This is a genomic window from Streptomyces sp. P5F9 (genome assembly GCF_057961495.1).
In genome coordinates this window covers 1-23,983 of sequence record NZ_JBXVPZ010000056.1, presented here as the reverse complement: position 1 = coordinate 23,983, position 23,983 = coordinate 1, and the positions used below count along the sequence as shown (strand labels likewise).

Sequence of the window (23,983 nt, the reverse complement as noted above, 5' to 3'; positions counted from 1 at the left end):
CGGCTGACTACGGTCCGTGCATGTCAGTCAGCACTCCAGGCCGAGCGCAGGTCGGGCGCCCCGCGGACCGGGCCGGTGCCCGAAGGGCGACGACCCTCGCGTTCGGCGCGCAGGGCATGTCCGTCGCCGCCGTGTACACGACCGTCCCCGCCGTCACCGAACACCTGAGGCTGTCCCCGCTCCTGACCACCGCCACACTGGTCGGGGTGGCCCTGACGGCGGGGGTCGGCAGCTTCCTGGTGCTGGCCGCGGTCCGCGTCACCGGGCCCGTCGCCACGATGCGCGGAGCGCTGCTCACGGCCGCCGTCGCACTCACCCTGATCGGCTGGGCTCCCGGCCCGCAGACCGTCATCTGCGCGTACGTCCTCTTCGGCCTCGCGGTCGGCGGCCTCGACGTCGGCATCAACACCCGGGCCGCCGCGATCGAACGCGCCTACGACCGTAGCGTCTTCGGGTCCTTCTACACGGCGTGGAGCGTGGGCGGCGTGCTCGCGGCACTGCTCACCGCCGGCGCGGCCCGGTTGGACCTGCCCGTGGGCGACGGCCTGGCCGTGCAGGCGGGCTTGCTGTTGGTCGTCGCCGTCTGTCTCCGCACGCACACCCTCCCCTCCGCCCAAGTGCCGTCCGCGCAGCCGCCGTTGGGGCGCCGGCTGTGGCTGCGACTCCTCCCCTTCGGGCTGGTCCTGCTCGTCGTCTACGTCGTGGACTCGACCGTGTCCGCCTGGTCGGCGGTGTATCTGCGGCAGACCCTCGGCGCGTCCCTCGCGGTGGCGCCGATGGCGTACGCGGCGTATCAGGCGGGCACGGTCGTCGGCCGCGCGACCGTGGACCGGCTGGTGCAGCGGGTCGGTACCGTCGCCGTCGTCCGCACGGCCGCCCTGGTGGTGGCGGGTGGCCTGGTGGGTGTGGCCACGGCTCCGAGCTGGCCGTTCGCCGTGCTCGCGGCGGGAGTTGTGGGGCTGGGGGCGTCGGTGCCGGCGCCGCTGTGTCTGGCCTCCGCCGCCCGGCTGCGGCCCGCCGCCTCGGAGACGGTGCTGGCCCGGCTGAACCTCTTCAACTACGCGGGCGTCGTCACCGGCGGCGCGGTGAGCGGACTCCTCGGCTCCACCGGCGAGTTCCGGCTCGCGTACGCGGCACCGGCCGCGCTCGCGGTGCTCGTCCTGGCCGGTGCCCGCCACTTCACGCAGCCGCCGGGGACATCCGGGACATAGGAAACGAGCCAGGCAATGGGCGGGATATGGCCAGTCCATGGGCATGCGGCAATCGGTCGTTCAACCGGCGCTGCCGGCGTCGCGCCCATGAACACTCCTCGCATGGGCCTTCCCGACCGGCTCGCCGACACCCTGAGCATGCCCGAGCAACACGAATACCTCCGCCGCGCCTTCTCCCGCCGCGGCCTCCTGCGCGGTGGCGCGGTCGCCGCGACCGGGGTCGCCCTCGCCGGCGGCACCGCCGGTGCCGCGGTGGCGGCGACGCCCACCCTCGTGCCGGGTTCCGCCACCGCTGACGTGCACGGTTCGCTGGTCGCGCCGTTCGGCAGACACATCGCCTACGGCGCCGATCCGCGCACGCAGATGCGGGTGTCGTGGCAGGTGCCGCTGCCGGTCCGCGAACCGTTCCTCCGCATCGGCAGAAGCCCCCTCGACCTGAGCCACCGCATACCGGCGGAGGTGCGCGACCTGTTCACGCCGGCCGGGATCGGCAAGAGCGCCGACATCGACCAGTACTACGTGCACGCCGCGTTGGACAACCTGAGCCCCGACACCACCTATTACTACGGCGTCGGCCACGACGGCTTCGACCCGGCCGACGCGGGTGCCGCGCACACCGTGTACTCCTTCAGGACCGCGCCCCGCACGCACAGCACCCGGCCGTTCACGTTCACCGCCTTCGGTGACCAGAACCCGAGTTACACCTCGATCGGCCTCAACGCCCTTGTCCAGGCGCAGAATCCGGCGTTCCATCTGCACGCGGGCGACATCTGCTACGCGGAGGAGACCGGCCACGGGCTGCCCGGTGACGCGAGCAACTACGACGCCCGCCAGTGGGATTCGTTCCTCGCGCAGATCGAGCCGCTGTCGAGCCGGGTGCCGTGGATGGTGGCGTTCGGCAACCACGACATGGAGTCCTGGTACTCCCCCAACGGCTACGGCGGCAACGAGGCCCGATTCACCCTGCCTGCCAACGGTTTTGACGCCACGTCAGCTCCCGGTGTCTACTCCTTCGTCCACGGCAACGTGGGTGTGGTGTCGGTCGACGCGAACGACGTGTCGTACGAGATCCCCGCCAACAAGGGCTACACCGGCGGCAGGCAGACCGCCTGGCTGGACAGGCGGCTCACCGAACTCCGCGCCCGTACGGACGTCGACTTCATCGTCGTCTTCCACCACCACTGCGCCTTCTCGACGACCAGCTCGCACGCCTCGGAGGGCGGAGTGCGCGAGCAGTGGGTGCCGCTGTACGAGAAGCACCAGGTGGACCTGGTGGTCAACGGTCACAACCACGTCTACGAGCGCACCGACCCGGTCGTCCAGGACAAGGCCGTCCGCACCCTGCCCATCGGCGGCACCCACGAGCCGACCCGCGGTGGAGTCGTGTACGTGACGGCGGGCGCGGGCGGGGAGAGCGTGTACAGCTTCCCCGTCGCCGACAGCTACGAGGGCCACGAGGACGCGATCGACTCGGTGCCGACGTACTGGACGGGCAAGGACGGCAAGGTCACCGAGAACGTCGACTGGTCCCGGGTCCGCTACACCGGCTACTCGTTCATCCGCGTCGACGTCGAACCGGCCACGCCGGGCCGTACGACGACCCTCACCGTGCGGGCGCTGGCCGCGACCGGCGCCGAGGTCGACCGGTTCACGGTGTCCCGCAAGGTGAAGAAGGCCGGGCACGACTACTAGGACGACGTGGAGCGGCGGCCACCCGCGTCGTGTCGGTGGCCGCCGCTCCAGCACTCGGGCCCGCGCGTCAACTGGCCCTGGCGAGCAGGGCCTTGGCGTGGCGGCGGGGTTCCAGGGCGGCCGCGACGAGGTAGCTGCCGCCGCCCGCGAGGGCGAGTACCCAGTACAGGGGCGCGCCGTGGAGGAAGAGCGCGGCGGCGGAGGTGAGAGCGAGCCAGGTGCCGAGCAGGTACTGGAGACGGTCGCGGTAGACGGCGCCCCCGGCGAGGTAGAGGAGGCCCACGACGAGTCCGGACGCGGTGGGCCACATGAGCGTGTGGACCTTCTGCTCGTCGAGTGACGCGCTGAGCGCGGTGATGATGAGGAACAGGGCGCCGAAGCCGATCGGCCAGGACGCGGCCAGCAGGTTCCCGGCCATCGCGTCGGGGCCGCGAACTCCGCGCAGCGCCTTGGCGGTTACGACGCTGGTGACGACGACTCCGGCGAGCAGGCCCACGACGAGCAGCGACGCCGGTATCGCGGACGGCAGGTCGAGGACGGGGTCGTCGCCGTGGGTGAGGGCGTTCACGCCGTGGCCGACCAGCCAGGCGAGGCCGAAACTGACGTACGACAGACGGTTGTCGAGGACGACGCTCAAGGCGGACGACTGGGTGCTGCGGGTGGCGGGCGAGCCGGTTTGGGACATGGTGACCTCCGTGAAGTGCTGTGCAGGGGATGTGAGTTGAGGGATCTCAGGGGTCGCGGCGGTTGGTGAGGATGAACGCCGGTACGAGCACGACGGCCGCGTACACCAGGCAGAGGACCAGCGCGGTGAGCGGGGTGGTGACCCCGTCGACGTGTTTGACCACGATCAGGGAGCGGCCGAGTCCGGTGAACGAGTAGGCGGCGACACTGTCCTGGAGGGACTGCGGTACCAGCGAGGGCAGGATGCCCATGATCACGAAGACCACCGCCATCAGGACGGACAGGGCACCCTGCGTGTGCCGGATCAACGCCCCCAGCGCGAAGCCGAACATGCCGATGAACACCATGTAGAAGGCGGCTCCGAGCACGGCCCGCAGGACGCCCGGGTCGCCGAGCGAGACGCCCAGGCCCGCGGGGAGCGCGGCCTGCCCGACGAGGAACGTGACCAGCGAGATCACCGTGCCGGCGACCGCGAACACCACTGCGAGCAGGCCCGCCTCGACCGCGATCACGCGGCTGCGCGACGGCACCGCGGCGAAGGTCGTACGGATCAGGCCGGTGCCGTACTCGGGTGAGATCGCCAGCACGCCGAGGACGCCGAAGGCGAACTGCACGATGGCCGTGCCCGTCAGGGTGTCGAGGGCGTCGTAGGACGGGTTGCCGAGCCGGTCGGGGCTCGTGTTCATGCCGATGAGCAGTCCGGTCAGCGGCATGAGGGCGAAGGCGGCGGCAAGTTCGCCTCGTCGTGCCGGGAGGGTCCGGATGGTCAGGTGGGTGCCGACGGCGGAGTCGATCTCTTCTCCTCCGACGACCCCGGCACCACCGGCGGCCCGGGCCAGGAAGGTCTGACGATCGTGCTCTGTCTCCGGCAGAAGGCCTTCGACGACCACCCGTTCGGCTACGGCGCGGCGATCGACTCGTCCCTGTTCACTCTCATCGCGCTGTTCCCGATCATCAACTGACGGCTGGTGTCCGGCTCCGGGCGCGACGACCGTCCCCGTATCTCCTGGCGCGAGGGAGCCCGCAATGGCCGCTGACCGGACGACGACCGCCGTCGGCGCCGGACTCGCCATCGGCTCCCGCAGCAGGCGCTCCCGTGTCGCTGTGCGGGTGCTGCTGCCCGGTGTGCCGGTCTCGCTGTTCCCCCTCTGCCGGCTCGTGGTGATGGCCTCGATCACCACCCAGGAGATCCGCCGGATCGATTTCTTCGGTTCGCTGTTCAACACCGTCGTCGTCTCGGCGGCCGGCACGGTACCGGTGCTGTTCTTCGACTCCCTTGCCGCGTTCGCCATCGCCAAGTACGAGTTCCCGGCGCGGAAGCCGCTGTTCGGCATCCTGTTGGCGACGTACTTGATTCCCGGGCGACCATCCCTCGGGGCCCAGTTACCCGGGGCGGCCAACGCGTTCGGAATATTCTGGATGCGGCAGTATGCCCAGAACTCACTGCCCCAGGAACTCCTGGACGCCTGCCGGATCGACGGGGCCGGTTTCTTCCGCCTGTACTGGCAGGTGGCCGTGCCGCTGTTCCGACCCGCGCTCGCCTTCCTCGGCGTCTTCACGTTCATCCAGCTCCGGAACGACTACATCTGGCCTCGCCTCCCGTGCCCTATGTGCGACAAAGTGGCCTTCTTTCCGCCTTCTGTCTTCCGGGTGCGGGGAGGTGCGGCGTACACCCTGAGGAGATGTCAGCACCGGATATGCCAGATCTCATTTGACTGCGCTATATTTCACGCCTCAACTCCCTTCGCTCATAGGCGTTTTCCCCTCTCCCCGCCCCCGCGAATTCTTTTCGCCCCGGTCGGTACCCATCGTTTCCCCTCCGTGGTACGCCTCACTGAAAGCTTTCCATTCCGTGGCCATCACCCTGCACGAGGACCGGCCGCCCGCCGGTCGCCATGCAGCCGTTCCGTCCGGCAGCCTGTTCCGACGGATCTACGCACCGCGCACCAGCGACGCCCTGGCGTTCTCCATGTCGACGTACGCCATGCCGCTGCTGGTCCTGGCGATCACCCGGTCCTCGTCGCTGACGGGCCTGGCGTTCGCCCTGGAGTGGACACCGCGGATCGCCGCGTTCGTGCTGGCGGGCAATGTGGTGGACCGGCGGGGCGCGGCGATCGTGTGTTTCCTCGCCTCGCTGCTGCGGGCCCTGGTCCTTGCGGGGGCGGCCGTGGCGCTGGTGATGCTGCCGCGCGGCACCGCGGAGACGGTGACCGTGCTGGTGCTGGCCGCGGTGACCGGCACCCTCACCCAGTTCAGCTTCGTCGCCAACGAGGCCGTGGGCGCGATCGTCACCCGGCGGGCGGAGAACCGGCCCCACGGAGTGCAGTCGGTCCTCATCGGCATCGACCAGACCGCGATGCTCGTCGGCCCCCTGCTCGCGGGCTTCCTGCTGCTGGTCGGCCCGGGCTGGATGCTCGGCTGCCTGACCGGACTGTCCCTGCTCGCGGCCGTGCTCGGACTCCAGACCCCGCCCACCCCGCTGCGCGCCGGACGGCCGGTCGGCGAACGCACTCCCGGCAGTCTGCGGACCGGGCTGCGCATGCTGCGCAAACTGCCCGCCCTGCGCTGGCTGGTGGCGGGCCTGGCCTGCTCCAACCTCGCCCTCGGCCTGCTCCAGTCCGCGAGCCCGATCATCGTGGTCGAGAACTTCGGCCGCTCCTCCGCCGACGTCGGCACCCTGTGGTCCGCCGCCGCGGCCGCGACCCTCCTCGCGGTCACCTGCTGCCGCCTCGCCCTCAGCCGCGTCGACCTGTGGGGCGTGGGAGTCGTCTGCGCGACGTTCGCCTCCGCGGCCTGCCTCGCCCTGCCCCAAGCCCCGTCGTACGCCGCCTACATGGTCCTCATCGCCCTGTTCATGGCGGGCGACGGCGGCCTCACCGTCGTCCTGCGCACGCTGCGCTCGCTGGTCATCCCGGCCACGGCCTTCGGCACCACGCTCTCCCTGACCATGCTGCTCCTGCTGCTGCCCTTCCCGGTCGCCGGCATCCTCGTCGCCGTCACCCCGCCGACCCACCTCGACTCGGTCGTCCTGTGCTGCGCCCTCGTCCAGGCGGCAGCCCTGGTCATCACCTTCGTACGGCTGCGCAACGAGCCGTCGTTACGCGCATCCGCCGACCGGCCACCCCACGCCATGCTCCCCAACCAGCCGTCGACGACGCCGCGTTGACGGTCGGTGGGCTGCGGTAATCCAGTTGAACGCACACGGGGTGGGTGTGCAGGCTTGCGCGGTGCAGAAGGAACTGAACCCGGGTCGTCTGGACTGGGACGAGGTCGACCCCGCGCGTCATCCCTTCGACCACGGGTCGGCGGCGGAGGTGGTGCGCTCCCTCGAACCGGCCCGCCGGATGCCGACCCGCCCTGACCTCCCCTACGGCGATTCCGCGCTGCACCGCTGGAGTTGGGACGTGGCGAGGCCTTGGGCCGACGCCATGTCGTACGCCCTCGCCGAGCGCTACGGCGACTGGGTCGTGGGCTGGCGGTGGGCGCACGACGAGGGCGACTTCGACGGCGGCCCGGTCGGCAGCTGGTGCTGTGTGACGCACTCGTACACCACACCGGAGGAGACCCTCGACCGCGTGGTGTCCGCGCTGTGCGAATGGCGCGACTGGCTGGAGCAGCTCGCCGATCGGTTCGAGGCGTACCGGCTGGACCTGGCCGACGTGGCGGACCAGCGGATCCTCTGGGAGTGCGCCGCCCGCAACCTCATCTTCCAGGCGTACGACCGCACCGGCTCCGGCAGCGGCTGGTACGGGCACTGCCGTCAGGTGCTCACCTGGTTCCTCAGCCACTGGCGCGTAGACCCCGATGTGGCACAGGAGTTGGTCGACGAGGCGATCGACGGCAGGTTCAAGAGCTGGACCGGCCCCGACCGGGTCCTGGTCGACGACATCGCGGAACGCCTCGCCCGATCCCTACGGCCCGACGACGCCGTACGGCCGCCCGCCCCCGGCCCCTTGCCCGACCACCTGCGGAGCTGGCTCGCGGTGCGCGAGACCGTGCCGTGGGAGGACGCCCCGGACGGCGGCGGGGACGAGCCGGTCGTTCCCTCGCGCGACGGCGCGGCGGAGTACATACGGGCCTTCGACCGCACCGTGTCGGCCGCCCGCGGCGAGGGCCTGCTCACCGCCCTGGACCTGGTGCGGGCCGACGCGGCGCGCGGCGCCCGGCTCGACTTCGAGCTGTTGCGCGGCTGGCAGCAGCACGTCCTCGGCACACCCGAACCACCGTCCTTCCGTACCCTGCCGGCCTTCGCCAAGAAGGGCAGGGAGCGCTACGGCATCGGCCCGGACACCCGTGAACGCCTCGACGCCTGCCTGGCCGAGAGCGCGCGGGACGCCGACCGGCCGCTCCCGCTGACCGCGCGGGCCGCCCGCGTCTGCCTCGATGTGTGCTTCTTCCATCCGTTCGACGACGGCAACGCCCGCTCCGCCTTCCTCGCCCTCGTCTTCGTGCTCGCCCGCGAGGGCGTCGCCCTGGACTCGGTCACCCTGCTCCGCCGTATCAGCCACGCGGCCGACAACCCGCAGAGCGGGGTGATCATGTGCCGGTCCGTCGACCTCCACCTCAGGGAGACCCGGCGCCACCTCGCCTCAACCACCGTCTGAGTCGAGGTAGAGCCGGTGCAGCCGGTCGAGGGCGTCGTGGTCGAGCTCCACGCCGAGGCCGGGCCCCGTGGGGACCCCGACCGCGCCGTCACGCAGCTCCAGCACCCCGGGGACGATGACGTCGTCGGCCGAGTTCCACGGGTAGTGCGTGTCGCAGGAGTGGTCGAGGTTGGGGACGGCCGCCGCGACATGGGTCATGGCGGCGAGGCTGATGCCCAGGTGCGAGTTGGAGTGCATGGACAGCCCGAGCCCGAACACCTCGCAGACGACGGCCAGTTCGCGGGTCCGGCGCAGTCCGCCCCAGTAGTGGTGGTCGGTGAGGAGGACCTGGATCGCACGCTGCTCGATCGCCGGCCGCAGATGCTCCCAGGCGATCACACACATGTTGGTGGCGAGCGGAAGCGGTGACTCCTTGGCGACCTGGGCCATGCCGGGGATGGTGGCGGTCGGGTCCTCCAAGTACTCCAGCACGCCGTCCAGTTGGCGGGCGACGTAGGTCGACGTCTCCGGCGTCCAGGCCGTGTCGGGGTCCAGCCGCAGCGGCTGCCCCGGGAAGGCCTCAGCCAGTGCCCTGATCGCGGCGATCTCCTCGTCGGGAGGGAAGACACCGCCCTTGAGCTTGAACGACCGGAAGCCGTACCGCTGTTGCATCAGCCGGGCCTGCTCGACGATCCCGGCCGGGTCCAGCGCCTCGCCCCAGTCGTCGCCCACCGCGGGCCTGCCGTCGAGGGCGGGGTGTTCGGCCCACTTGTAGAAGAGGTACGCGGCGAAGGGCACGGCGTCGCGGACCTTGCCGCCGAGCAGGTCGCTGACCGGGCGTCCGAGCAGCTTGCCCTGTGCGTCGAGGCAGGCCACCTCCACCGCCGAGCTGGTCCAGCCGCGTTCGTGGGAGCTGGGGACGGCCGGCAGCAGGGCGGCGTCGATCGCGGCGACGAGGGCCGTCGTGTCGAAGACGTCCATGCCCACGACGACCTTCGCCGCCGCCTCAAGTCGCTCCAGCCGGACTGTGCCGCCCGCGGACTCGCCGAGGCCCACGGTGCCGTCCTCCAGCAGGAGTTGGAGGACGCATCGGAGGACCAGTGGCTCGTGGACGCCGTTCGAGTTGAGGAGGGGCGGGTCGCGGAAGGCGATCGGGGTGATGATCAGCTCGCGTATCCGTGTCGCTGCCGTACCGCTCATGCGCCCAGCGCCTCCAGGCCATGGCTGATCAATGTCGTTCCCATCCTGCCCCGTTCCGGCGGATCACAGTCGGGTGTCTCAGGCCCAGGCCGTCACGGGTACGAACGAACTGTCCGTCCGGAAGAGGTCCGTGCCGTCCGTCGGGTCCACCCGCAGTTGGTAGTTGTAGTGGCGGAGGTAGTAGCCGGGGTAGTTGTACGACTCGAAGCGCAGCGCACCGGTCGTGGTACCCGTCCGGGCGTAGAACGTGGCGTCCCCGGCGAAGGTCGCCGTGCCGTCGTTGGCGTCGAACCGGCCCCGGAAATCGTAGTGGCGCAGGTAGTTGCCGGCCGAGTCCCGGAAGGAGAAGCCGGTCGCGTCGGCGAGGCCGGCGACGACGGTGAACGTCGACGCCTGCTTCAGGGCGGTGGTGCTGGAGCCGGTCACCACCGGCAGGTTGAGCAGCGAGGACACCTCCTGCCAGTAGCGGGTGGTGTAGTTGGCGGACCGGAAGGAGCGGGTGACGCCGGTCGCGAGGTTCGGGCCGCCGGACACCGTCTCCTTGATGACCGTGAAGTGCCGCGCCGTACCGGAGAGCGTGGTCAGCGCGGTCGGCGCGGACCAGGTGGCGAACGTGTCGTAGCTGTCGCTGTAGTAGTAACTGCCGTCGCCGTAGCCGTCGAAGAAGATCCGCCGGCCGCCGTTGTCGAGCTGCACCACCGAGGGGCCCTCGCGGTAGCTGCCCCAGCCGGCCCAGTCGCCGGTCTTCGAGATCGTGTAGGGGCCGGTGAGGCTGGTGGCGGTGCCGTACTCGATGTACTTGGCCGTCTCGTTCTTGGTGAAGGCGTGATAGGTCGAGCCGATCCGCACGATGTACGTGTCGATGTGGTTCGGGCCGATGCCGGAGAGCGCGACCGGTGAACTCCACGCCGTCAGTGCGGAGTTGGATGCCTTCAGCCGGTACGGCGTGAAGATCCACTCGTCGTCGGTGGTGGAGCAGGACACGATGACGTTGACACTGCCGTCGGCGTCGACGAACCACTCGGGCGCCCATGCGCGCGACAGGTTGGCGATCGGGACCGTGTAGTCGTACAGGAAGGTCCAGTTGACCCGGTCGGCGCTGCGCGCGAAGCCGATGGTGGTGCTGACGTCCTCCCAGGTGTGGGTGGTGTACGTCAGGTAGTAGTAACCGTCCGTGTGCTTGAACACGCTCGCGTCGCGGATGCGGTTGCTCGGCGGGGTGTACGCGGAGGCCTGGACGAGGCGGAAGTCGGTGGCGTCGTCGGACTGGTAGACGTTGACGGTGCCGTCGTCGCTGTTGAGGAACGGGACGATCGTGTAGCGAGTCGCGTAGCCGCTCGACGGGGCGGCGGCCAGGGCCGTGCCCAGCAGTCCCGGAGTCTCGCCCAGGACGAGCGCCGAGGCGGGCAGGACGGCCAGCGCGCGCAGCAGGGTACGGCGGGACGGTGCGGGGGGACGTGTGGTCACGGGCGGCTCTCCCGGAGACTCGGATGTTCGTGATGTCGAACGCGGTTCGTGAATTCGATCAGAAGGTAGGGGTGGGTCAGGGGCACGTCAATGGTTTGCGCAATGCTGGATGATCTCTGTGGGGCGTCTGTGGTGAAGGCCGAACCACCCGCACCCCGGGGGAAGTTGCCGCATCCGCACCACACCGGCCACCCGGACGTTACCGTTCGGTAGACCACGCGCTTCCGGAGGTGCCGTATGACGCCCGACCGCTCCGCAGGCCTGGCCGAGTCCGCCCGCGCGCTGGCCGCCGGGGAGGTGACCGCGCGAGCCCTGACCGAGGAGGCCCTGGCGCGGATCGAGTCGACTCAGGCCTCCCTGAACGCCTTTCGGATCGTACGGCGGGAGGCGGCACTCGCCGAGGCCGAGGCGGCGGACGAGCAACTGGCCGCCGGAGTACGCACACCGCTCCTCGGCGTGCCGGTCGCCGTCAAGGACGACATGGACGTGGCGGGCGAGCCGACCGCGTTCGGCTGCCGGGGCGAGTTCCCTCCGGTCACCGAGGACGGCGAGGCGGTACGGCGGCTGCGGGCGGCCGGGGCCGTGGTCGTCGGCAAGACCAACACCTGCGAGTTCGGGCAGTGGCCGTTCACCGAGGGGCCCGCGTTCGGCGAGACCCGCAATCCGTGGAACTCCCGTCACACGCCGGGCGGTTCGTCGGGCGGTTCGGCGGCGGCGGTCGCCGCGGGACTGGTCCCGGCCGCCCTCGGCTCGGACGGCGCCGGTTCGGTGCGCATCCCCGCCGCGTGGACGCACCTCATCGGCGTCAAGCCGCAGCGTGGCCGCATCTCGACCTGGCCGCGCGGCGAGTCCTTCCACGGCATCACGGTCAATGGCACCCTCGCCCGTACGGTCGCGGACGCGGCCCTGCTCCTGGACGCGGCGAGCGGCAACCACGCGCGGGACCCGTACCGTCCGCCCGCGATCGGCATGACGGAGGCGGTGGGCCGCGACCCCGGCCGACTGCGCATCGCCCTCTCCCTGAAGCCGCCGTTCACCGCCCTGCCCGCCCGGCTGCAACCGGAGGTGCGGGCCAAGGTCCTCGAACTCGCCGAGAGAATCGCCCAGTTGGGCCACACGGTCGTGGCGGACGATCCACCGTACGGCCAGATCGGGCTGACCCTGATCCCGCGCGCCACCGCCGGAATCGCCCAGCGGGTCCGCGAAGCACCGCACCCCGAACTCCTCGACCGCCGCACCCTGGACGCCGCCCGCCTCGGCCGGCTGCTCGCCGGGGCCCCGCTGCGGGCGGCCCGGCGCGCGGAGGCGACCCTGCACGACCGGATCGGCGCGTTCTTCGGGATGTACGACGTGATCCTCGCGCCGACAACAGCCGCTCCCCCACCCCTCGTCGGCGCGATGCTCGGCCTGAACGGCCTGGCCACCGATCGCGCGATGGTCGCCGCCTGCCCCTACGCCTGGCCGTGGAACGTCCTCGGCTGGCCCGGCGTCAACGTCCCCGCGGGTTTCGTGGCGGGCGGACTCCCGGTCGGCGCCCAGCTGTTGGGCCCGTCGAACAGCGAGCCTCTTCTGCTGTCGCTCGCCGCGCAGCTGGAGGCGGACCTGCGCTGGCACGAGAGGTGGCCGGAGCCGGTCACCGCGGATTCCCCGGCGGCATAAGCGGGTTGGGCCCGTACCCTGTGACCATGCAGGATGCGTCGATGGTCGGGCTGATGGGGCGGGTCACCGGGACGGTCGGGCCCGGGCTCGTCGGCGAGGTGATCGTCCGGGTGCGCGGGGGCGCCGAGCACTTCCTCGCGTACGCCGCCACGGGCACGGAGCGGATCGAGCGGGGCACCGTGGTGATGGTGGTGGAGTACCTGCCGCCGAGGACGGTCTACGTCACGCAGGCATACGACAGTTGAGCCCCCTCCTTCGCAGGTGAGAGCGTTTCAGGGCCGTATGCGTCAAGATTGCAACAAGGATCCGTCAGCGTCTGTACCCCGGTGTCGCGCAGGCGCACACTCCCTTCGTTCGGTGCCGAAAGGGCACCATCAAAAGGGGGCGTATGCCGATGGTCATCGGCGTCGTAGCGGGGGTGGCGCTTGTCGCCGTTCTCGCACTGATAGGCCTGTTCAAGTCGATGTGGCGGGTCGCGGAGCCCAACGAGGCACTCATCATCTCGGGTTCCAAGCACCGTACCGAAGGCCTTGAAGAAGGCATGGGGTTCCGTATCGTCACGGGGCGCGGCACGCTGGTGCTGCCCGGTGTGCAGGCGGTGCGCAAGATCTCGCTGGACCTCAACGAGACCGAGCTGCACGTGGATTGTGTGACCACGCAGGGCATTCCGCTCAAGGTGCGGGGCGTGGTCATCTTCAAGGTGGGCGACGACTTCGTGTCGATCGCCAACGCGGGACGGCGTTTCCTGGATCAGCAGAAGATGATGTCGGAGCGGGTGCACAACGTGTTCGCCGGTCATCTCCGGTCCATCGTGGGCGGGTTGACGGTCGAGGACATGATCCGCGACCGGGAGAAACTGACGGGTCAGACCCGTGCCGCGTGCGGTACGGAAATGGAGAAACTGGGTCTGATCGTGGACTCGCTGCAGATCCACGAGATCGAGGACCCGACCGGGTACATCAAGAACCTCGCGATGCCGCACGCGGCGGCCGTGCAGCGGGACGCGCGCATCGCGCAGGCCGAGGCCAACCGGCTGGCCACCGAGGCCGAACAGAAGGCCGCGGCACGGATGTCGGAGGCCACCCGGGACAGCGAGATCCTTCAGGCCGGCTACCAGGCCGAGCGCGACAAGGCGGCGGCGAAGGCCCGGCAGGCCGGCCCCCTCGCGGACGCCGCGGCCCGGCAGGACGTCGTCGTCCAGGAGACCCGCATCGCCGAACTCGACGCCCTGCGCCGGGAACAGCAGCTCCAGGCGGACGTCCGCAAGCCCGCGGACGCCCAGGCGTACGAGACCCGGGCCCGCGCCGAGGCCGAGCGTGACGCGCGGATCTCCGCGGCACAGGCCAAGGCCAAGGAGACCGAGTTGGCGGCCCTGGCCGAGGCGAGCCGGATCAAGACGGCCGCGAACGCCGAGGCCGAGGCGACCCAGGCACGAGGTGCGGCCGCCGCGACGGCCACCAGGGCCACCGGTGAGGCCGAGGCCGCCGCCGCCCAGGCGAAGGGTCTCGCCGCCGCCGAGGCGACACGGGCCCAGGGTCTGGCCGAAGCGGAGGCCATCAAGGCGAGGGCCGCGGCCCTCGCCGAGAACCAGGAAGCCGTGGTCGCGCAGCAACTGGCCGAGAACTGGCCGGAGATCGTGAAGGCCGGCGCGTCCGCGTTCGGCAGCGTCGACAACATGGTGGTCCTCAACGGGGCCGACGGCATGGCGGAGATGCTCGCAAAGGCGCTCACGATGGGCGGTACGGGCCTCGGTCTGGCCCGCCAGCTGCTCTCCTCGATGAACCAGAACGGGCCGACCCCGAACGGGACTTCGGCCCTGAACGGAGTCGCGGCGCCGCCGTCGCAGAAGGTGCCGGTGGAGAAGGAGTAGCGGTGATCGTCTGACGGGCGCCCGGCGTCCGAGGTCACGGAGGCACGTTCTAAGGTGCCTCCGTGACCGCCTTTACCGATGAGAACGTTCCGGGCCGCTTCGGCCCCTCCGCCACCACCGAGGCCGACCCGCGCGAGGTCGGCACGGTCCGTACCGAGTACTCCCCCGCGCACGACGGCGACCCGGACCCCGGTGAGATCGTCTGGACCTGGGTGCCGTTCGAGGAGAACGACGGCCGGGGCAAGGACCGCCCGGTCCTCGTCGTGGCCCGTGAGCCCGGCGGGACCCTGCTCGCCGTCCAGCTGTCCAGCAAGCGCCACGACGGCGACCGCGAGTGGGTGGCGATCGGCAGCGGCCCGTGGGACAAGTCCGGCCGTGACTCGTGGGTCGACGTGGACCGCGTCCTGCGTCTGCACGAGGACGGCATGCGCCGGGAGGCCTGCGCGATCGACCAGATGCGCTTCAACCTCGTCCGGCACCGGCTGCACGAGCGCTACGGCTGGACCTGACCGGACCATACGGCCTGATCCGAGGGGCTAGCTCTGAAGCTGACGCTCCGGAAAGGCCCGTACGAACGCGTCCCGGACCGTCGCACCCGGCGTGCGGTCCAGGACGCCGAACACCACGTGCTCGAAGGCCGCGGCGAACCGTCCGCCCGGCCCGAGCAGCGTGTGGAAGGCGCCCGCGACCTGCGCCGGGTCGTTCTGGAACACCCCGCAGCCCCAGGCGCCCAGGACCAGCCGCCGGTAGCCGTGCAGGGCGGCCGTCTCCAGCACCCGCTCCGCCCGTACGGCGATGGCGTGCGGCAGTTCGGCCGCGCGCTCGGGTGCCGTGCGCAGGACGACCCCCGCGTTCGGTGCGGCGGCGGTCAGGAACCCGGCGGTGTACGGCTCGTCCAGGAGGCGGCCCTTGTCGTCGCGGAAGACGGGAACGGCCGGCGAGTGGATGACCCGGTCCGTGTAGAACGGGTCGCGGTGGGCGCGGTGATGGTCGTAGAAACCGCGGGCTTCGAGCAGGCACGTGTACAGCGCGGAGGCGCGGCACAGGGCCTCTTCCTGGGCCTGCGCGCCCTTGAGGAAACCGCCGCCCGGGTTGCGGGCCGAGGCGAAGTTCAGGACGGCGACCGGGCCGGTCAGTCGGCGGGCGGCCTCCAGGCTGCTCTCACCGGTGACCTCGAAGAATGTCTCCACGGGCGAGAACGGCGGTATCCGTACCGAATCCGGTCCGTACAGGCGCGTGGCCGCGCGGGCGGCCTCGGTTTCCGTGGCGATGGACACCTCGTGCCCGTCCGCCGCGCGGTAGGTCCCGGCCGCGACGATCTGCTCGGTCTGCTGCGCGATGCCGCGCAGGCTCGCGCTCATGGCATAACCCCCGTGTACGCCATGGGCGCGCGCCCCGCGATCTCCCCCGTGTTCTCCCCCGTCGTGCTCATACACGCATCCTGAGCGATGCTGGTCGTGCGGTGCAACGGAGTTTCCGGGGACCGCGAACGGCCGGAGAACCAGAGATTACCGATCCCGAACGTGCCGATACGCACCCTTGTGCGAAGCGACGCGAGGGTCTTGGGTGGGACGAGTGTGCCGGCCCGGACCCTGTCCGACACCTGGCCGGTGGCATGGTGGAATCTCAGGAGGATCCCGACATGTCCGATACGGCAAGTGACTGTAGCGACTGTACGGAGCCCCGTACCGCGGTCACCGAACCCGAGGTGGAGGCCCTGGTCAGGGGCATCTGCTTCAAGACCGGTCCGCCCCGCACGCTCGGGGTCGAAGTGGAATGGCTCGTCCACGAGCTGCGCCTGCCGCAGCTCCCCGTGACGACTGAACGACTCGAAGCGGCGTATGCCGCCTTGAAGACCGTGCCTCTGAGGTCGGCGCTCACCGTCGAGCCCGGCGGCCAGCTGGAACTCAGCTCGTCGCCCGCCGCCTCCCTGATGGAGTGCATCGGTTCCGTCTCCGAAGACCTGGACGCCGTCCGCGCGGTGCTGCGCCGCGACGGCCTGGGGCTGGTCGGTGTCGGCCATGACCCCTGGCATCCGCCGCGCCGGTTCCTGCACGAGCCGCGCTACGACGCCATGGAGCGCTGCCTCGACCGCACCGGCCCCGCGGGCCGCCGCATGATGTGCACCTCGGCGTCCGTGCAGGTGTGTCTGGACGCCGGCTACGAGGAGCCCGGTCCGCTCGGCCTCGGGCGGCGCTGGTGGCTGGCGCACCAGCTGGGCGCGGTGCTGGTGGCCGCGTTCGCCAACTCCCCGCTGGTCGGCCGCAGCCCGACCGGCTGGCGCTCCACCCGGCAGCTGATCTGGATGGAGATCGGCCCCGGCCGCGCGGGCGGTCCGGCCCTGGACGCGGAGCCGCGCGACGCCTGGACCGATCATGTCCTGGACTCGCCGGTGATGTGCATACGGCGGGACAGCGGCCCGTGGGAGGTCCCGGAGGAGCTGACGTTCCGGGAGTGGATCAGGTCGGGAGCGCCCAGGCCGCCGACCCGTGAGGATCTCGACTACCACGTCTCGACGCTGTTCCCGCCGGTCAGACCGCGTGGCCATCTCGAACTGCGCATGATCGACGCGCAGCCCGGGGACGACGGCTGGATCGTGCCGCTGGCCGTGACGACGGCGCTGTTCGACGACCCCGAGGCCGCCGAGACCGCCTACCGGGCCGTGAAGCCGCTGGCCGAACGGACCCAGGGGCTGCCCGCGCCGCACAATCCGCTGTGGATCGACGCGGCCCGCTACGGGCTGTCCGACCCGGAGCTGCACGAGGTCGCCCTCGTCTGCTTCGCGGCGGCGCTGGAGGCCCTGCCCCGGCTGGGCGCCACCGCCGGGGTCACGGACGCCGTCCGCGCGTACTTCGACCGCTATGTCGTCCGGGGCCGCTGCCCCGCCGACGATCTGCTCGACCGCGTGCGTGGCACGGACAGCCGCCCGCACGGGAAGGACATCCGCACATGACCGACGCCGACACCGCCGCCGACACCACTGCTGACATCGATATCGAGGCGCTCAGGCAACGGGCGTTGACCACCCTGACCACGGCCCGGGACCGCACCACGCTCCTCACGAGCTGCGTGGACGAGCCCGAACTCACCGCCCAGGTCTCGCCGTTGATGTCCCCGCTGGTCTGGGACCTCGCGCACATCGGCAACCAGGAAGAACTGTGGCTGCTGCGGGCCGTCGGCGGCCGGGACGCGATGCGGCCCGACATCGACGGCCTCTACGACGCGTTCGAGCACCCGCGTTCCGAACGCCCCTCGCTGCCGCTGCTCCCGCCCGCGGAGGCCCGGCAGTACGCGGCCGAGGTGCGCGGCCGGGTGACGGACGTCCTGGAGAGCCACGCCCTGCGCGGGACGCGGCTCACCGACATGGGTTTCGCCTTCGGGATGGTGGCCCAGCACGAACAGCAGCACGACGAAACGATGTTGATCACCCATCAGCTCCGCACGGGCCCGCAGGCGTTGACCGCCCCGGACCCGGAACCGGTCCCGCTGTTCACCGGACCGTCCGAAGTCCTCGTCCCCGGCGGCCCGTTCACGATGGGCACCTCGACCGAACCGTGGGCCCTGGACAACGAGAAGCCCGCGCACCGGCGCGAGGTGGCGCCCTTCTACATCGACACGACCCCGGTCACGAACGGCGCGTACCTGGCGTTCATCGAGGACGGCGGCTACGACGACCCTCGCTGGTGGACGACGGAGGGCTGGGCCCACATCCGCCGCAACTCCCTTACGGCGCCCGGGTTCTGGCGCCGGGAGGCGGGCCAGTGGCTGCGCCGCAGGTTCGGCGTCACGGAGGCTGTACCGCTCGACGAGCCGGTGGTGCACGTGTGCTGGTACGAGGCCGACGCCTACGCCCGCTGGGCCGGACGCCGGCTGCCGACCGAGGCCGAGTGGGAGAAGGCGGCCCGTCACGACCCGACGGCCGACCGCTCGATGCGCTACCCGTGGGGCGACGCCGACCCGGCACCCGAGCACGCCAACCTCGGCCAACGGCACCTGCGCCCGGCCCCCGCCGGCAGCTATCCGGCGGGGGAATCACCGCTGGGCGTACGCCAGTTGATCGGTGACGTGTGGGAGTGGACGTCGAGCGACTTCCTGCCGTACCCGGGGTTCAAGGCGTTCCCGTACAAGGAGTACTCGGAGGTGTTCTTCGGCCCCGAGTACAAGGTGCTGCGGGGCGGTTCGTTCGCCGTGGACGAGGTGGCCTGCCGGGGCACGTTCCGCAACTGGGACTATCCGATCCGGCGGCAGATCTTCTCCGGCTTCCGTACCGCCCGCTCGGGGGCCGTCTGATGTGCCGTCACCTGGCGTACCTGGGTCCCGAGGAGCCGCTCGGCCGGCTCCTCGTGGACCCTGCGCACAGCCTGTTCCGCCAGTCCTGGGAGCCCCGGCGACAGAGGTACGGGACGGTCAACGCCGATGGTTTCGGGGTGGGTTGGTACGCCGGGGGCGACCCGGTGCCGGGCCGCTACCGGCGGGCCGTACCCATCTGGGGCGACCAGTCCTTCGCCGATCTGGCCCGCGTGGTCCGCTCGGGGGCGCTGCTGGCCGCCGTACGGGACGCGACGTTCGCGGGTGCGGACGGGGAGGCCGCGGCGGCGCCGTTCGCCGCGGGTCCCTGGCTGTTCAGCCACAACGGCGCCGTCACCGGCTGGCCGCAGACACTGGCGGCTCTGGCCCAACGCCTGCCGCCGGTGGACCTGTTGTCGCTTGAGGCCCGCTGCGACTCGGCGTTCGTGTGGGCGCTGGTCCTGAACCGGCTCCGGGCGGGCGACGAGGAGGGCCAGGCGCTGGCCGACACGGTGGTGGAGGTCGCCGCGGCGGCCCCCGGTTCCCGCCTCAACCTCCTTCTCACCGACGGTGAGACGATCGCCGCGACGGCCTGGGGCGACACCCTCTGGTACCTCTCGGAGCCCGGCCGCCGCACGGTCGTGGCCTCCGAGCCCTACGACGACGACCCGCACTGGCAGGAGGCCCCTGACCGCACCTTGCTCACCGCGACCCGCACCGAGGTCCTCGTCACCCCCCTGAAAGACCTCGCATCATCGAAGGAGCCCCGCACGTGAGTCCGTTCCTTCTCACCCGCACCCTGCCCGAGGACGCCACCGACGCGGCCCTGCGCGCCGACGTCCTGGAGGGCCTCACCAGCACCCCGAAGACCCTCCCGCCGAAGTGGTTCTACGACGCCCACGGCAGCGAACTCTTCGAGCAGATCACCGAGTTGCCCGAGTACTACCCGACGCGCGCCGAGCGGGAGATCCTCGTCGACCGCGCGGCCGAGATCGCCGCCGCGACCGGCGCCCGCACGCTCGTCGAGCTGGGCTCCGGCTCCTCGGACAAGACGCGCCACCTGCTGGACGCGCTCACCGGCCTGGCCGTGTACGTACCCGTCGACGTCAGCGAGAGCGCGCTCACGCAGGCCGGGCACGCCCTCATCGAGGAGCGCCCGGGTCTCGACGTGCACGCCCTGATCGCCGACTTCACCGGTGACCTCACCCTGCCGGCGACACCGGGACCCCGGCTGCTGGCGTTCCTCGGCGGCACGATCGGCAACCTGCTCCCGGCGGAACGCGCCACGTTCTTCGCCGGCCTGCGCTCACTCCTCTCCCCCGGCGACGCGCTGCTGCTCGGCACGGACCTGGTCAAGGACGAGCAGGTCCTGGTCAGGGCGTACGACGACGCGGCCGGGGTGACGGCCGCGTTCAACAAGAACGTCCTGACCGTGGTCGACCGGGAACTCGGCGCCGATTTCGACGCCGGCGCCTTCGACCACGTCGCCCTCTGGGACGCCGACAACGAGTGGATCGAGATGCGGCTGCGCTCCCGCGCGGACCAGACCGTGAAGATCCCCGCGCTCGATCTCGCCGTCGACTTCGCGGCCGGCGAGGAACTCCGCACCGAGATCTCGGCGAAGTTCCGCAAGGAGGGCGTGCGGTCCGAACTGGCGGCGACCGGGCTGGAGTTGGCCCACTGGTGGACCGACCGGGAAGGACGTTTCGCGCTGTCACTGAGCGTGGTGCGCTGACGACCGGTGACGGGCCGTCTCGCGCACTGCCGCGCCTTGGGGCACGGTGGAGTAACGCGTGACGCGCCCGTCACGGCCGAGAGGAGTACCCGCATGTCCGAGCACACGTACCGGGTCACCGAGATCGTCGGCACCTCTCACGAGGGCATCGACCAGGCCATCCGCAACGGCGTCGCCCGCGCCGCGCAGACCCTGCGCGGCCTGGACTGGTTCGAGGTGACCCAGGTCAGGGGCCAGATCGAGAACGGGCAGATCGAGCACTTCCAGGTCGGCCTGAAGGTCGGCTTCCGCATCGAGGACGAGGACTGACCTCCGTAAGGACGAGAGGCCCTCAGGTCCGGCCCTCCCCCTCCTGTGCCGCCTCCAGGGCGGCGGAGGGGGCGGTCCAGCGGGCCCGTACGACCCTGAACCCGGCCCGTTCGGCGTCGTCGCAGACCAGCTCGTCGTCGTCCACGAGGACCCGGATGTCGCGGTCGCGGGCAAGCTGCTTGAGCTTCTCCAGCTTGGTGCGCCGGGCGGGCCTGCGATCGTCGTTGCGCCGCATGAGGACCCGCCCCTCGGGCAGCCCCTGCGCGGCGAGCCAGGCGAGCGTGTCGCGCCGGCAGCGTTCGGGCCGCCCGGTCAGATAGACGACCTCGCACTCCTCGGCGTACTCCAGCGCGAGCGCGATGCCCTCCGCCAACGGCGGGTCCTGCGGCGCGGCACCGAAGAAGCCGTCCCAGTCGCGCGGCCTCTGCTCCAGGAACGGTTGCCGGTGCGCCGTGTCGGCGAGGGTGTTGTCGAGGTCGAACACGGCGAGCGGCGGGCGCTTGTTGTCGGCGATCACACGCCCACCCTAGACAGAGCCCGCACCCCGGCAACGACCGCCCGAGGCCCTGGCCTCATGCTTCTCACATGTCTGCCGCCACTCCCGCCCCCCGTACGTTCCTGATCGGCGCCGCCCGCGAGCGGCCCTGCACCCTGGTCGTCTGCCGGGGCTGCTGCTGCGGCGACCCGCGCAAACACCCCGGCACGGACCACGCCTGGCAGCTGGAACGGCTGCGCGCGGGTGCCGCCGAGCACGGTTTCGCCGTGCGTACGACGGACTGCCTGGGCCCCTGCGACCAGGCCAACGTGATCGTCGTCCAGCCGTCGGCCGCGGGGCGCCGGGCCGGTGGGCGGCCGGCCTGGGTCGGGTTCGCGATGGACGACGACTGCACGGAGGAAGTCCTGGAGTGGGCGGCGGCGGGCGGACCGGGCATGGCCGCGCCGCCCGTCACGCTGGAACTGCAGTTCATCGACCCGCCCCGGGACGCACGCGTCCGGTCCCGGCGGTGAGAGGCCCACCCCACGCCGGGAATGCCGGAGCCTCCCCGGCGTTGAAACGAACGTGAGCTCAGTGATCGCCTCGACCCCCTTCTCCGTCCTCGACCGGTCCCGCACCCGCGAGGGGCATCCGCCCGCCGAGGCGCTGCGCGACACCGTGCGGCTCGCGCGGGAGGTGGAGGAGCTGGGCTATCACCGGTTCTGGGTGTCGGAGCACCACGGCGTGCCCGGCGTCGCCGGTTCCGCGCCGACCGTGCTGGCCGCCGCCGTGGGCTCGGCGACCCGGAGCATCCGGGTCGGGACGGGCGGGGTGATGCTGCCCAATCACCAACCCCTGGTCGTGGCCGAGCAGTTCGGGGTGCTGGAGTCGCTGTTCCCGGGCCGGATCGACATGGGACTCGGCCGCTCGGTCGGCTTCACCGGCGGCGTGCGCAAGGCGCTGGGCCGCGACAAGGACGACGCCGACGACTTCGCCGGGCAACTCGACGAACTCCTCGACTGGTTCCGCGGCACCTCACCCACCGGCGCACACGCGCGGCCCTCCGAGGGCCTGAGCGTCCCGCCGTTCGTGCTCGCGATGGGCGAGGGCGCCGACATCGCGGCCCGCGCGGGCCTGCCGATGGTCATCGGCGACCTCCGCAACCGCGACAAGATGCGGCGCGGCATCGACCACTACCGCGCCCGCTTCCGCCCCTCCCCGTGGGCCGCGCAGCCGTATGTCGTCATCTCGGGCACGATCGCGGTGGCCGCCACCCCCGAGGCGGCCCGGCGCCTGCTCGTCCCGGAGGCCTGGTCGATGGCGTACTCGCGCACCCACGGCACCTTCCCGCCGCTGCCACCCGCCGAGCGCGTGGAGCAACTGCCCATGACCGACAAGGAGTTCGGCTTTTACGAGGCCGGGCTCACCGGGCAGCTCGCGGGCACCGAGGAACAGGTGGCCCACGAGCTGGAGACGGTACTGAAGGAGACGGTGGCCGACGAGGTCCTCGTCACCACCAGCACCTACGACCGCGAGGCCCTGCTGGACTCCTACCGGCGGCTGGCCTCGGTCATGGCATGAGCACCATCCGGAAGCGCGCGGCGCCGGACAGCATCCGCTCGTAGGCCTCGCCGGCCTGGTCCAGGGGGACGGTCTCCACCATCGGGCGGATGTTGTGCAGGGCGCTGAAGGCCAGCGTGTCCTGCACGTCCTGCGCGGTGCCGGAGGGATGACCCCGAACTACCTTGGCGCTCATGAGCAGTTGAAGCGGGCTGATCCCCAACGGCGCGGTGTCCGCTCCGATGACCACCAGCTCGCCGCGGGGCCGCAGCCCCTCCACGGTCGCCGTGGCGGCGTCGGAGTTGCCCGCCGTGGCCAGCACGACCTTGGCGCCGCCGAGTGCCTTCAGCGCGTCCGCGACATCGGTGTCCGCCGTGCTGTCGACGTAGTGGTGCGCGCCCAACTGCTTGGCGAAGTCGGCCTTTTCGGCGCCCCGCGCGATCGCCACGGTCTCGAATCCCATGGCCACCGCGTACTGCACGCCCAGGTGACCGAGGCCACCGAGTCCGAGCACGGCGACCAGATCGCCCGGCTTCGCGGAGCTGCGCCGCAGCCCGTTGAACGTGGTCACGCCCGCACACCCCATGGGCGCCGCGGCACTCGCCGACAGGCTGTCGGGGATCCGGGCGAGCGCGTCGACCGGCACCACGGCCATCTCCGCGAATCCGCCGTCGTAGGCCCAGCCCGGCACCTTCATGTTCTCGCAGACGATGAAGTCGCCCTGCCTGCACGGGGTGCAGTGGCCGCAGCTGCCGCCGAACCAGCCGACGGAGACCCGGTCGCCGACCCGCCGGCCGCTGTCCGAGGCGCCCTCGCCGAGCGCGTCGATGTGTCCGGCGATCTCGTGCCCGGTGACGAGCGGGAACCGTACGCCCGGTACTCCGGCGTTCACGAAGAAGGTGTCGCTGTGGCAGATCCCGCAGGCCTCCACGGCGATCCGCACATGGCCGGGTCCCGGCTCCGGCACGTCCCGCTCGACGATCGTGAACTCGCCGCCTGCCGCGCCCACTTGCGCGACTCGATAACTGCTCATGCCTGTCTCCCTGAGGTATGCGAATGCGGCCCGGCTAGTGCACGGCCGCCTGGCGTGCGCTGATCTCGATCGTTCCGTCGCTCGCGTCGACCCGGGCCTGGTCGCCCGCGTTCAGTTCGCCGGCGAGGAGCATGTCGGCGAGCCGGTCGTCGACCTCGCGCTGGATGGTGCGGCGATGGGGGTCCCCCCGGCTCGAACGAAGTTGAGAGTTGGGGGAG

23 protein-coding genes and 1 pseudogene are annotated in these 23,983 nt (G+C 71.3%); 16 read left to right on the top strand and 8 right to left on the bottom strand.

All coding sequences use genetic code 11. The features are described 5' to 3' along the window. The first annotated feature begins 20 nt into the window (after window positions 1–20). Complete coding sequence (locus AC31A1_RS12735) at window positions 21–1,211, top strand: MFS transporter (protein WP_489653395.1); 1,191 nt, start codon at window positions 21–23, stop codon at window positions 1,209–1,211. 102 nt (window positions 1,212–1,313) lie between these two features. After that, on the top strand, window positions 1,314–2,903 hold the full coding sequence (locus AC31A1_RS12730) for a purple acid phosphatase family protein (RefSeq protein ID WP_489653394.1): 1,590 nt from the start codon (window positions 1,314–1,316) through the stop codon (window positions 2,901–2,903). Between the two features lie 67 nt (window positions 2,904–2,970). Here the strand turns inward: AC31A1_RS12730 and AC31A1_RS12725 are convergent, their stop codons facing one another. Further along, window positions 2,971–3,588 (bottom strand): ABC transporter permease, encoded by a 618-nt coding sequence (locus tag AC31A1_RS12725; RefSeq protein ID WP_489653393.1) that lies wholly within the window; start codon window positions 3,586–3,588, stop codon window positions 2,971–2,973. 46 nt (window positions 3,589–3,634) lie between these two features. Next, on the bottom strand, window positions 3,635–4,921 hold the full coding sequence (locus AC31A1_RS12720) for a hypothetical protein (RefSeq protein ID WP_489653392.1): 1,287 nt from the start codon (window positions 4,919–4,921) through the stop codon (window positions 3,635–3,637). Between AC31A1_RS12720 and AC31A1_RS12715 the strand changes: the two are divergent. From AC31A1_RS12715 to AC31A1_RS12705, 3 genes and pseudogenes are all read left to right on the top strand, one after another. Then, a pseudogene (locus AC31A1_RS12715) lies at window positions 4,845–5,168 on the top strand (ABC transporter permease subunit); the annotation flags it as partial. The gene AC31A1_RS12720 and the pseudogene AC31A1_RS12715 sit on opposite strands and share 77 nt — an antisense overlap. Before the next feature lie 271 nt (window positions 5,169–5,439). Beyond that, the gene (locus tag AC31A1_RS12710; protein WP_489653391.1) at window positions 5,440–6,753 is read left to right on the top strand and encodes an MFS transporter; all 1,314 of its coding nucleotides are present in this window, start codon (window positions 5,440–5,442) and stop codon (window positions 6,751–6,753) included. Between the two features lie 61 nt (window positions 6,754–6,814). Next, window positions 6,815–8,191: a Fic family protein gene (locus tag AC31A1_RS12705; protein ID WP_489653390.1), complete on the top strand. Its 1,377-nt coding sequence runs from the start codon at window positions 6,815–6,817 to the stop codon at window positions 8,189–8,191. Here AC31A1_RS12705 and AC31A1_RS12700 read toward each other — a convergent pair. After that, window positions 8,177–9,370 (bottom strand): glucarate dehydratase family protein, encoded by a 1,194-nt coding sequence (locus tag AC31A1_RS12700; protein ID WP_489653389.1) that lies wholly within the window; start codon window positions 9,368–9,370, stop codon window positions 8,177–8,179. The two genes, AC31A1_RS12705 and AC31A1_RS12700, sit on opposite strands and share 15 nt — an antisense overlap. Before the next feature lie 78 nt (window positions 9,371–9,448). Further along, a complete protein-coding gene (locus AC31A1_RS12695; protein ID WP_489653388.1) occupies window positions 9,449–10,837 on the bottom strand; it encodes a glycoside hydrolase family 43 protein in 1,389 nt (462 codons plus the stop codon). A 237-nt stretch (window positions 10,838–11,074) separates the two neighbouring features. Between AC31A1_RS12695 and AC31A1_RS12690 the strand changes: the two genes are divergently transcribed. The 4 genes from AC31A1_RS12690 to AC31A1_RS12675 all read left to right on the top strand — a co-directional run bounded on the left by AC31A1_RS12690 (window position 11,075) and on the right by AC31A1_RS12675 (window position 14,875). Further along, window positions 11,075–12,496 (top strand): amidase, encoded by a 1,422-nt coding sequence (locus tag AC31A1_RS12690; protein ID WP_489653387.1) that lies wholly within the window; start codon window positions 11,075–11,077, stop codon window positions 12,494–12,496. Between the two features lie 26 nt (window positions 12,497–12,522). Continuing rightward, window positions 12,523–12,741, top strand: coding sequence for a hypothetical protein (locus AC31A1_RS12685; RefSeq protein WP_393756163.1), 219 nt, complete (start codon window positions 12,523–12,525; stop codon window positions 12,739–12,741). Between the two features lie 143 nt (window positions 12,742–12,884). After that, window positions 12,885–14,366, top strand: coding sequence for a flotillin family protein (locus AC31A1_RS12680; RefSeq protein ID WP_489653386.1), 1,482 nt, complete (start codon window positions 12,885–12,887; stop codon window positions 14,364–14,366). Between the two features lie 62 nt (window positions 14,367–14,428). Continuing rightward, complete coding sequence (locus AC31A1_RS12675; protein ID WP_489653385.1) at window positions 14,429–14,875, top strand: type II toxin-antitoxin system PemK/MazF family toxin; 447 nt, start codon at window positions 14,429–14,431, stop codon at window positions 14,873–14,875. A 27-nt stretch (window positions 14,876–14,902) separates the two neighbouring features. Here AC31A1_RS12675 and AC31A1_RS12670 read toward each other — a convergent pair whose 3' ends face one another. Beyond that, window positions 14,903–15,727, bottom strand: a complete 825-nt coding sequence (locus AC31A1_RS12670; RefSeq protein ID WP_489653384.1) for a TIGR02452 family protein — start codon at window positions 15,725–15,727, stop codon at window positions 14,903–14,905. Between the two features lie 281 nt (window positions 15,728–16,008). Here AC31A1_RS12670 and egtA point away from each other — a divergent pair, with 281 nt between their 5' ends. The 5 genes from egtA (at window position 16,009) to AC31A1_RS12645 (ending at window position 20,697) form a co-directional block, all read left to right on the top strand. Beyond that, complete coding sequence (egtA, locus tag AC31A1_RS12665) at window positions 16,009–17,319, top strand: ergothioneine biosynthesis glutamate--cysteine ligase EgtA (protein WP_489653383.1); 1,311 nt, start codon at window positions 16,009–16,011, stop codon at window positions 17,317–17,319. Next, window positions 17,316–18,656, top strand: a complete 1,341-nt coding sequence (gene egtB, locus AC31A1_RS12660; protein ID WP_489653382.1) for an ergothioneine biosynthesis protein EgtB — start codon at window positions 17,316–17,318, stop codon at window positions 18,654–18,656. The genes egtA and egtB overlap by 4 nt, the downstream gene beginning before the upstream one ends. After that, window positions 18,656–19,429, top strand: a complete 774-nt coding sequence (egtC, locus tag AC31A1_RS12655; RefSeq protein ID WP_489653381.1) for an ergothioneine biosynthesis protein EgtC — start codon at window positions 18,656–18,658, stop codon at window positions 19,427–19,429. The genes egtB and egtC overlap by 1 nt, the downstream gene beginning before the upstream one ends. Continuing rightward, complete coding sequence (gene egtD / locus AC31A1_RS12650) at window positions 19,426–20,388, top strand: L-histidine N(alpha)-methyltransferase (protein ID WP_489653380.1); 963 nt, start codon at window positions 19,426–19,428, stop codon at window positions 20,386–20,388. The genes egtC and egtD overlap by 4 nt, the downstream gene beginning before the upstream one ends. A 93-nt stretch (window positions 20,389–20,481) precedes the next feature. Beyond that, window positions 20,482–20,697: a dodecin gene (locus AC31A1_RS12645; protein ID WP_318020480.1), complete on the top strand. Its 216-nt coding sequence runs from the start codon at window positions 20,482–20,484 to the stop codon at window positions 20,695–20,697. A gap of 22 nt (window positions 20,698–20,719) precedes the next feature. Here the strand turns inward: AC31A1_RS12645 and AC31A1_RS12640 are convergent, their stop codons facing one another. Further along, window positions 20,720–21,214, bottom strand: coding sequence for a phosphatase domain-containing protein (locus AC31A1_RS12640; protein ID WP_489653379.1), 495 nt, complete (start codon window positions 21,212–21,214; stop codon window positions 20,720–20,722). 68 nt (window positions 21,215–21,282) lie between these two features. Between AC31A1_RS12640 and AC31A1_RS12635 the strand changes: the two genes are divergently transcribed. After that, window positions 21,283–21,705, top strand: a complete 423-nt coding sequence (locus tag AC31A1_RS12635; protein ID WP_489653378.1) for a (2Fe-2S) ferredoxin domain-containing protein — start codon at window positions 21,283–21,285, stop codon at window positions 21,703–21,705. A 52-nt stretch (window positions 21,706–21,757) separates the two neighbouring features. Then, window positions 21,758–22,753 carry an LLM class flavin-dependent oxidoreductase gene (locus AC31A1_RS12630; RefSeq protein ID WP_489653377.1) on the top strand — a complete coding sequence of 332 codons (996 nt, stop codon included), beginning with the start codon at window positions 21,758–21,760 and terminating at the stop codon, window positions 22,751–22,753. Here AC31A1_RS12630 and AC31A1_RS12625 read toward each other — a convergent pair. Both AC31A1_RS12625 and AC31A1_RS12620 read right to left on the bottom strand, forming a co-directional pair. Beyond that, complete coding sequence (locus tag AC31A1_RS12625) at window positions 22,743–23,765, bottom strand: alcohol dehydrogenase (RefSeq protein WP_489653376.1); 1,023 nt, start codon at window positions 23,763–23,765, stop codon at window positions 22,743–22,745. The genes AC31A1_RS12630 and AC31A1_RS12625 overlap by 11 nt on opposite strands. 34 nt (window positions 23,766–23,799) lie before the next feature. Further along, window positions 23,800–23,983 (bottom strand): hypothetical protein (locus AC31A1_RS12620; protein WP_489653375.1); only part of this gene is annotated, 184 nt, incomplete at its 5' end.